Origin of the sequence: Neolewinella antarctica, assembly GCF_011927835.1 — a bacterium.
GTDB classification, from domain to species: Bacteria; Bacteroidota; Bacteroidia; order Chitinophagales; family Saprospiraceae; genus Neolewinella; species Neolewinella antarctica.
Map to the genome: position 1 here is coordinate 478,242 of NZ_JAATJH010000002.1, position 9,836 is coordinate 488,077.

Consider the following 9,836-nt stretch of genomic DNA (forward strand, 5'->3'; position numbering starts at 1 on the left):
ACCGGGGTGAGCGAAATCAGGCTACGCATTCGGAAAAATTCAAAAGCCCCACGATCAGCAATGACCGTGGGGCTTTTGGTTTAACTCGCAGGGAACTTAGTCACTAGCGGCAATCCTGGCTAGCGCGTTCGTCTTCCACGTCCGCCGCAAGGCGAAGGGCGGGCATAATGCCGGCGGATGCCTGGCTACGCGTGCGGCTGTTCAGTTGCGTGCGGGCTCCGGGTAGACTGCCACTCGTACCGGTAGCTGCGTCGGTGATGGCCTCGACTACGTACACGCCAGTGTTTCCGACAACGGTGATCGGTTGGCCGATCGTTGCGCGTGCGGCGGCAGCAATGACTTTGGGTTCGTTACCAATGCGGGGTAAACTGCTCAGGGAAGGATTACTCGATACGGTATCGATAGTTACGCCATACTGCGCCGCGACGTTGCTCAGTGACTGGCCACTAAGTTCGCCCCGGACGCGCGCGCCAACCACCCGGTTACGCACCTGGGGGCTGACCGCATCGCGCACGGTGGCGACCGGCGCGACTCCGGCCGGTACGACTTCCTTCAGGCCCGCAACGACGTACTTATTCTCGTAGAATAGGACCTCGTCCGTAAAGCGGTAAACGCGACCACTCAGGTCACCGGCGTCGGCGGAAAAAGCCCAGCACATCAGGTCTTTGATCTCCTGTCCGGAACCGAGCTCCGGAAGATTGTAAGTAGCAAGCCGTACGGGGTTGGTCGTAGTGACTTTCATGCCGGCGTCCGCTAAAGCCTTTACGCTGGTCTTTCCGTTAACGAATTGCTGCGCTTCTTGGAGGCGGGTGTCTTCCGTGTCCGAGGAAGGCGTAATGGGTTCGACGATCGTGGCTACCATGGCGCGGGGGCTGGTGGAAGCGCTGCGACTCATTACTTCCACTACGTGGACGCCGTAGGAAGTACGAACCTTATATAGCTTACCCACGTCACCGGTGCGGAAGAGCACGGCGTCGAAGGGGCGGACGAACTGCCCGGGCGTTACTTTTTCGTAAACACCTTCGTTGTCCTTTGAACCCGGGTCCTCACTGAATTCGGTTACCATTGCACCGAACTTCCGACGGTTGCCGTTCAGGACGTTGATCAGGCTATCGGCGCGGGCATCGGCGGCGTCGAACTGACCCGGCGTCTGAGCGCTCAACAAAATGTGGCGGGTCTTGGCGCTGTCGGCCATCGTGACCCGGTCACGGAGTTTGACGAGGCGCATGGTGTTATCCTGGCGGTAAGGGCCGTAAATGGTTCCGATCTCCATATCGTCCAGCACGCGGTCGGCTACTTCACCGTCGAGGCGCTCGCGAGGTTCGTAGTTGCCGGTGTAGGTGCCGCCGTTAGCAACGGCGAACAGGCTATCGCCATCGGCGGTAGTTTCCTGGCGCCACTCGGCGGCGGCCGTCGTCAGGTTTTCGTTTAGTTTCGCCATATCCGCCGGGGTAGCCTCTACGTCAAAGACGATGTACTCCAGCACGCGCGTTTCTTCGGGGTTGTTGAAAATGCTGCGGTTTTCGTCGACGTAAGTTTGGATGTCGGCGTCGGTGACTTCCTGGTCGTCGGCACCGAGGTCGGTAAAAGGAATCTGTGCGACGGCAACGCGGCGGTTGCCGAGTTGGGCGTCAGCAAAGGTTTGAGCCTGCCAGCTGGGTGCGTACATGGCTTTAGAGACCAAAGCGTTCATTTTTTCCTGCAGGCGGTTCGTCACGATGTTACGCCGCTGGTAGCGCCAGATGGTCCGGATGTCCGGATTGAGCTCACCGTTCTGGATGGCTTGGTCGACGGTGTTAGCGTCAATGTGGCCTTTGATCTGATCGAGTAGCGTGCGGTTGAGCTGGCCGGTTTGTGGGTCCGTGAGGTTACGGCGGATGATGGGGCTGGGGTTACTGCCGAATTCTAGTTCTTCCAACTCTTCTTCGCTGACGGTCAGTCCGATTTCCTCGGCTTCTTCGGTGATTACGCCCTCGTCAACGTAAAACTGCCAGAGGTTATCGCGGTTCTGAAAAGCATCGCCACCGTTGAAGGCACCGGAGAGTGTCCGTTCGAATTCATTGCGGTCGATCTCCCGCTGGCCGACGCGGCCCATGATTTGTTCGGCGGGGCCGATGGGACCGGCGGCGCCGCCGTTGGTCATTTCCGAAAGGATGAACAGCGCGATACCGCCACCAATGAAGAGGAGGACGATGAGGGGGTTATTCCTGATTTTTCCAATCAATGCCATACTGCAGAGTGCTTTAGCGAATGCCCACCGGGGCGGTGGGTCTTTTGGTGATGCTTCGTAATAAAAACGTCCCGCACGGGGCTAAGCCGGGGCTAAGTTCGTTAGGGCCGGCGAAGATACGATAGTTTTTTATACGGGGGAGGGGAGGGTTCGGGGCGGCGGCATCGACTTCAATATTTAGATAATCTTATTTTTTGGCGAGTAGTTTTGCTAAGGCGGTAGGTGGGTAGGCGGTAGTCGTGGTAGCATCACAACAGGTACCCCGGTTTTTCAGTTACAGCAAATCGATGATGGCTACCTTAATCCATATTAGGATACCTACCGCCTACCGCCTACCGCCTACCGCCCAATCTTACTAAACATGACCGACGAACAACGCCAAAACCTCCGCCCAACCCTCAACCTGGCACCCGCGACCGCGCCCCTGGAACGCTTCCAAAACGAAACCCTCCGGCCCATCGCCAAACTGCAGAACGACCTGCTGATTGCTACCCTGAACATCTTTCTGGCGAAACGTAAGGTGAAGATGGACCAGGTTGCCGTGAAGCAGCGGTTCGACAAGGTAAAAGAATTGGTCGCGCGTGATAACCGCCTGCGCGGGCTACTATTCGGCATCATCATTGGACAGTTCACCGCCGCGGAAATGGCTTTTTACGGCGAGTGGGAAGGGGACATCAACCGGCGGCTGACGAATTTACTGACCGAGCGCCTTACCGAGTCCGTCCGCTAATCGACGTATCTTTTTCCGGGCCAGTGACGTTGCACGTAAATGGTGAGACTATTATTGATTTTACTTTCAGCAGTCCCAGTAATTGCGAGCGCGCAGTTTCCTTTATCGGTGGAGTTCGAGCAAATCCTCGACAGTTTCGACGTGCGCGTCAATCACCCCGACGAGCAAAGCTGGAAAGTACTCAACCCCCACGATAACGATTACCTCAGCGAGCAACAGCGACTGTACAGCAAGCCGGACAAACTCGAAGTCCGCTTTACCATCCTCGCTGAAGACAGCGCCGCCGCCTTTTTTCAGTATCCCCACATCCAGGCCGGGCACCTGGCGATGAATTTAGCCAGCAACGAAGAAGACGCGCTGACGACCGTCCTCAGCCTCGACGAAGAAGAGATGACCGCCCTCAACGCCGACTGGGCGCGCGTCTACCTTTTTCGCCCGAAACGAGGTTTCGCCGACCGCCGCCAGGCGCAACTCGTGGCTAGTTATAAGGAAGGGCGGGGGATGCTCTACACCGTCCTGCTTTTTGACCGGCCACCGGCTGATCTGCTCGACCGGCAACTGACGTTGATGTGGCGATAATTTGCCGAAAGAAAACTTTGGGCTCATAACCGGCGTGATTGGGGGGGCAAATGTCACAAAGGCCAGATAAGATTTTGACACCCGGCTTACTTCGTGTATGTTTGCCTTACACCACGAATATCGTGTCGTACCTACTGCCCCTATAACCTAATCTCCATGAGAAATTTTTACCTGTTAAGTATTCTACTGCTTAGTAGTATGCTTACTGCGCAATACGCGCCGTTCACTCCCCTTCAGCCCGCCAGCGATATCTCTACCGAGAAGCAGGCTCTGAATGGTCCAACCAAAGCTTTATACTTTTCGACGGATCGGCCCGCCGAACTCGCAACGTTTTTGCGCGAAGTGCCGGAGGAAAAGACCAAGGCGGCGGAAGAACCCACGCTGCTGGAGTTGCCCAACCCCGATGGATCTGTCGTCACCTTTCGGGTGCAACGATACCAGATTATCCGACCCGAACTACAGGCCGTTTACCCTAGCTTCGTAACCTTATACGGTTGGGACGTAAAGAACCCCGCCCGCCGCGTTCAGCTCGACTGGACGGACCGTGGCTTCGGGGCCAGTGTAATTGGCGGTGAAGAGGGCCGCTGGCTCGTCGAGCCCCTCTCCGAAAAGCGGGTAGATCAGTACCAAAGCTTTTTCGCTAGAGATTTCCCCGCCGGGGATAGCAGTTCCCGAGAATGTGGTTTTGAGCCGGACGAAAAGGTCATGGAAGAAATAAACTTCCACGCCAACGAGAAAAGGGCCGGAGACTGCGAACTCAGGGAATACCGCGTAGCAATCGCCTGTACGGGAGAATACTACGCCGCCGTCGGGGGCACGGAAGCGCTCGTAGTCGCCGAAATAATGCGCGCCGTTAACCGACTCAATCAGGTTTTTGCGGCAGAAATCTCCCTGCAACTTACCCTTGTCAACCTGCCCGTCGCGGGCGGCGGGGTACAACTCCTTTTCAATAACCCAAACTCAGACCCCTACACGAACAGTGACAACCGGGCGATGCTGGACGAGAACCAGAATACCATCGATGCCATCATTGGTAACGAAAATTACGACCTCGGCCACGTGTTTGGTACCGGTGGCGGAGGTGTTGCGCAGCTTAGGTCCGTCTGTAGAGGTGGCAAAGCCAGGGCCGTGTCGGGGCAACCTTCTCCGATTGGCGATCCATTTTACGTGAGCCTGGTCGCTCACGAGATGGGCCACCAGTTCGGTGCTACGCACACGTTCAACTCCGATTCGCCCAACTGTGGGCCGAACCGTGCCGCTGAAACGGCTTTTGAGCCGGGGGCTGGTACCACCATTATGTCCTACGCGGGTATTTGTGGAACCGCGTCAAATATTCAGTTTGTTGCCGACCCGCAGTACCACGGTATTAGCATCCTGCAAATTGCTACTTACATGGAACTCGGTGGCGGCAGCTCGTGTGCGGTAACCACCAGCACCGCTAACGCTGAACCAACCGCCATCGCCGGCCCTGACTACTCCATCCCGGCGGGCACTCCCTTCGTTTTGTCTGCCGCCGGGACCGACCCCGACGGTGACGGCATCACTTACTGCTGGGAACAGTTCGACTCGGGCCAGGAATTGGACGGCATGCCCGACGGAAGTGAAGTAGCGGGGCCGCTGTTCCGCACCTTTCTACCGACCGCCGACCCACAGCGCTATTTCCCTAACCTACCCGCCGTCGTTGCCGGAGGAGGCTCCCCCTGGGAATCCCTACCAACCGTAGCGCGGGAGATGAACTTTACCGTTACCGTGCGGGATTTTGGTGCCGCCGGTTACGGTTGCCCCACGCAGGATCAGATGGTCGTAGACGTAGTCGATACCGGCTCTCCTTTTGCCGTGACGGCCCCGAATGGCGTGGAAGCTTACCCGGGTGGTTCTATTCAGACGTTCACGTGGAACGTTGCGGGCACCGACGCTGGCGCCATCAACTGTGCCACGGTCGATCTCGTCCTTTCTACGGACGGCGGACTAACGTTCACCGAAAGCCTCGGAACTTTCCCCAACAGCGGAACGGCCTCGGTCAGTCTACCCGCCGTTACTGAGCCCGACGTGCGTTTGATGATTAAGTGTACGGACAACATCTTCTTCGATGTCTCCGACCAGGATTTTTCCATTGAGCAACTGGATTACGTAGCGCAAGCCCTTACGGGAGCCGCTACGGTTTGTGACGGTATCGATTCCGTTGATTTTATCTTCCAAATTAGAAGCTTACTGGATTACGAAGGAACCATCACTTATACCGTTCAGGACCTACCCACCGGTGCGAACGCCTCTTTCAATCCTGCATCCACCGTACTCGAAAAGGACAGTTCGGTTACGGTTACCCTAGCCGTGACTGGCCTCAACGCCTTAGCGGACAGCAATTACGCCTTCACGGTCCTCACGGACGACGGTAATGTGCAGAAGACCGTAGAACTCTTTCTCGAAGTTCTTCCCCCGCTCGAAGCACCGACTTTAATCATTCCGTTTGATAATGGATTTGTTGCGCCGAACGGTGCGGGTTTTGACTGGACGGACGTACCCAACGTGGACGTTGCTAGAGGATATACCATCGACTTCTTTAACGATGCGGCCGGTACCGACCGCCGCGGAGGAGCAAGACTTAATGGGAGTCGTGCCAACTTCGGTTCTAACCTGGATGGCTTCTTAGTCCCGGGTGAGACTTACTGGTGGTCCGTTACCGCCATAAATTCTGATTGCGATCCGCCGCAAACGGCGACCTCAGAGCTTAATCAATTTACGTTCGACTTCGCGCCGCCAACCGGCCAGTCCATACTGGCGACCCCCCTGAGTCAGGGCCTGTGTGGCGGAAGGAGCGCGGAGGACTTTTTCCTTGTTTTCTTCGAGGGCGACCTGAACGGTCCCGTTGATGTTGTATTGGGAGAACTTCCCGTTGGCATCACCGGATCACTCTCACAAACGACGTTGAGTGACCGGGATACCGCCGTGATTGCGCTCGAGGGTACCGAAAACCTTTCAGTAGGTTCGTACAAATTCAACGCTACGGCTAGGGGGGCCAATGGCGCAATCGAGACCGTTACCTATATTTTGGATGTGCGGGATAGTGGTATTAACCTCAACTCTCCGCTGGAGGGTAGTACGGTACTGATCAACCGGGACGGCACCGGGGCCATTCCCCTCGATTTCGATCCCCTCCCGGGTGCGTCGAGTTACCAGGCAACCGTGACGTTCCCCAGTGGCGGAATGGGGTCAACGTCCTTTTTCCCGATTACCTCGCTAGATATCACGCTCGGCCCCGTCGAAGACGGTGGAGTGTACGGAATAAAAGTCACCGCCGATACCGGAGAAGAATCGTGTGTAAATTTCTTCACTTTCGTAGCGGATACCAGGTCCTTAGTCGGAGACCCCCTCACGCAGGATCTTTGCGGAGGCTTCGAAGTAGAAGATTTTACCGTCACTTTCTTCGAAGGTGACCTGACCGGACCGGTCTCCCTTGCTCTGGAAGGTTTACCGGACGGCGTTACGGGGTCTTTGTCACAAACCATGCTGGCCGATTCACAGACCGCGGTAATTACCCTCCAGAACACGGAGAATCTTCCGTTGGACACTTACACCTTCGACGTTACCGCGACGGATTCTAACGACGTATCGGAATCCGTGACGTACACGCTGATCGTGCGGGAAAGTAACCTCACCATTAACACCCCGGTGGATGGCGGAATAGTACCAATCGAAGCGGACGGCACTGGCGCCATTCCCCTCGATTTTGAGGCAATTCCCGGAGCGACGAGCTACGTGGCGTTCACAACCCGCCCCGATGGCGATATTACTTCAACCAGCCCCTTCGATACTACTTCCATCGACGTTACGGTCGGCCCCGTCGAGGACGGTGATGTGTTTGGCGTGAGAGTTGAAGCAAACACGGGGGAAGGGTCCTGCGTAAATTTCTTCACTTTTCTGGATACGACACTACGCACGAGTTACACCGCGCAAGCCGTTCAGGAAACCGTCACGGTATGTGATAGTGTCGACTTTACGGACTTTAGCTTTGAACTAGAGAGCATCAGGGATTACGCGGGGACGATCACTTACACGAGCCGGAACTTGCCCACTGGCGGACGGATTTTCTATGATCCTTTGTCCACCACGCTCGCGGCGGACGAAACCGCTACGGTAACGTTTACCCTGGCTGGATTGGGTACGCTTTCCGCGGGTAGTTATTCGTTCACCATCGTGGCGGATGACGGCAGTACGCAAACGGAAGTTGACTTCACGCTTGAAGTTCTCCCACCACTCGAAGCACCCACGTTACTTACGCCAATCGACGGGTCGACCCTCGACCCCGGCGCTGCGGAATTTGACTGGACTGACGTAGCAAACGTAGACGCTACGGATGGTTACATCATCTCATTTTTCAACGATGCGGCCGGTACTGATCGGCGTGGAGGAACTACAACTGACGGAAGCACTGTTTTCTTCGGTGGAAACCTAAACGGATTCTTGATTGTAGGCGATACCTACTGGTGGTCCGTTACTGCGGTTAACAGCAGTTGCGAACTGCCGAAGTTTGCGACTTCCGAGCTCGGTCGATTCACCTTCGGACCGCCGCGTCCTGAGTACGGTGTACAAACCAGCCAGGATTCCTCATCCGTATGTAACGGTGGAAACTTTGCCGACTTTGGTTTTCAACTCGAAAGCACGAATGGTTACGAGGGTAGGATCACTTACTCGGTCCAGGATGTGCCCGCTGGTGCGAGGGTCTTCTTCGAACCCAGGTCAACTGACCTCACGGCGGACACTACGGTTTCAGTCTCCTTTACCCTGGCTGGCCTGAGGGGGCTCGCAACGGGCACCTACCCGTTCACTGTGGTGGTAGACGATACTACCACGCAGCGAGAATTGGCATTCGTTCTGAACGTACGTTCCCCGCTAGACGCCCCTACGCTGCTCACGCCGACTGACAACGACACCGTTGCACTTAGCGCTGTTCTATTTGACTGGACGGACGTAATGGACGTCGACACCGTCGATGCCTACACCGTGCTGTTCTTTGGTGACGCAGCGGGTACCGATACACTAGGAATGGTCGATTCGATCGACCAGAGTGAGTTACTGTTTGAGTCTAACCTCAATCAATTCTTGACGAGGTACGAAACTTACTGGTGGGCCGTCCGCGTCACGGACGCTACCTGTGACCCGGGACAGACGGTGACCTCTAGTCTTAGCCGATTCACGTTTGGTGTATTTGCTAATTCTCTGTCCGGAAACACGACGGGTCAGGATCTTTGCGAAGGACAAGTTGCGGAAGACTTCGTTCTAACGTTCAACGAAGGAAACCTGACCGGTCCGATATCTTTCACGCTGGATTCACTTCCTGCGGGCGTTACGGGGTCATTCTCTCGGGCCACGCTGGACGACGGGCAATCCGCAACGATCACCCTACAGGGTACGGACAGTCTGTCTTTAGGCACTTATACCTTTATGGTTACGGCTACGGGAGTGAATAACGAAAGTGAAACCTTGACGTACACGGTAATTGTTAGAGAAGGCGATATTTCACTTACTTCCCCGACGGACGCTAGCGAGATACTGATCAACTCAGACAGTACGGGCACTATTCCATTAGATTTCGACGGCGTTCCCGGTGCGACTAGCTACACGGTAAATATCTTGTCTCCCGATGGAGGAGTGGATTCCGTAACTTCCGTTACCGAAGGTGACGACATTGAAGTCGGCGCCGTACAGAACGGCGACGTATTCGGCATCCAAGTGATTGCGAACACCGGTGAGAAGTCATGCTTCAACTTTGTGACCTTCGTGGACTCACTGACCATCGTCTCCACGAACGGAACGGCCACAGGAAATTCACGCAACATCACGCTGTATCCAAACCCAACCACGCAACGGCTATTTATTGACGCGGACGCGGGTGCCGGGGAGGTACTGGAGTACACACTGCTTACGAACTTCGGCCAAGTCGTCCGCCGTGGTGAACTTAACGGGCAACGTACTGAAGTCAACGTAGCTGACCTACCGAATGCCGTTTATCAAATCATGATTACGAACGGTACGGACTTCCGGAAGACCTTCCGGGTGGTGAAACAGTAAGTCAATACCTGATTTTATTTAAGTTGAAAAGGCTTGCTCCATCGTGATGGAGCAAGCCTTTTTTTAGTTACTGACCTAATGTGAATCTATTTTGCCACAAAATCACTGGGCACAAAACAATGCTAAGCAAGTCCCAAATGCATAGCCGAAAAGTATTTTTCTGGACTTTAAAAATCTGCGTAACATCAGTTAGTTTGTAGGAGACCAGTGCCGACGCCAGGCTCTTAA

Annotated in this window: 4 protein-coding genes; 3 read left to right on the forward strand and 1 reads right to left on the reverse strand. The window is 55.4% G+C overall.

Annotation, left to right across the window (positions count from 1 at the left end):
• Positions 1 to 103 precede the first annotated feature (103 nt).
• Complete coding sequence (locus tag GGR27_RS07225; RefSeq protein WP_168036745.1) at positions 104 to 2,230, reverse strand: peptidylprolyl isomerase; 2,127 nt, start codon at positions 2,228 to 2,230, stop codon at positions 104 to 106.
• Between the two features lie 361 nt (positions 2,231 to 2,591).
• Between GGR27_RS07225 and GGR27_RS07230 the strand changes: the two genes are divergently transcribed.
• The 3 genes from GGR27_RS07230 (at position 2,592) to GGR27_RS07240 (ending at position 9,608) form a co-directional block, all read left to right on the forward strand.
• The gene (locus GGR27_RS07230; protein ID WP_168036746.1) at positions 2,592 to 2,960 is read left to right on the forward strand and encodes a hypothetical protein; all 369 of its coding nucleotides are present in this window, start codon (positions 2,592 to 2,594) and stop codon (positions 2,958 to 2,960) included.
• 39 nt (positions 2,961 to 2,999) lie between these two features.
• A complete protein-coding gene (locus tag GGR27_RS07235; protein WP_168036747.1) occupies positions 3,000 to 3,539 on the forward strand; it encodes a hypothetical protein in 540 nt (179 codons plus the stop codon).
• A gap of 156 nt (positions 3,540 to 3,695) precedes the next feature.
• On the forward strand, positions 3,696 to 9,608 hold the full coding sequence (locus tag GGR27_RS07240; RefSeq protein WP_168036748.1) for a reprolysin-like metallopeptidase: 5,913 nt from the start codon (positions 3,696 to 3,698) through the stop codon (positions 9,606 to 9,608).
• The last annotated feature ends 228 nt before the right edge of the window (positions 9,609 to 9,836 follow it).

Excerpts from the sequence above, each read along its gene's own strand:
- GGR27_RS07225 (WP_168036745.1), bottom strand. The coding sequence starts at position 2,230 with ATGGCATTGATTGGAAAAATCAGGAATAACCCCCTCATCGTCCTCCTC.
- GGR27_RS07230 (WP_168036746.1), top strand. The coding sequence starts at position 2,592 with ATGACCGACGAACAACGCCAAAACCTCCGCCCAACCCTCAACCTGGCA.
- GGR27_RS07235 (WP_168036747.1), top strand. The coding sequence starts at position 3,000 with ATGGTGAGACTATTATTGATTTTACTTTCAGCAGTCCCAGTAATTGCG.
- GGR27_RS07240 (WP_168036748.1), top strand. The coding sequence starts at position 3,696 with ATGAGAAATTTTTACCTGTTAAGTATTCTACTGCTTAGTAGTATGCTT.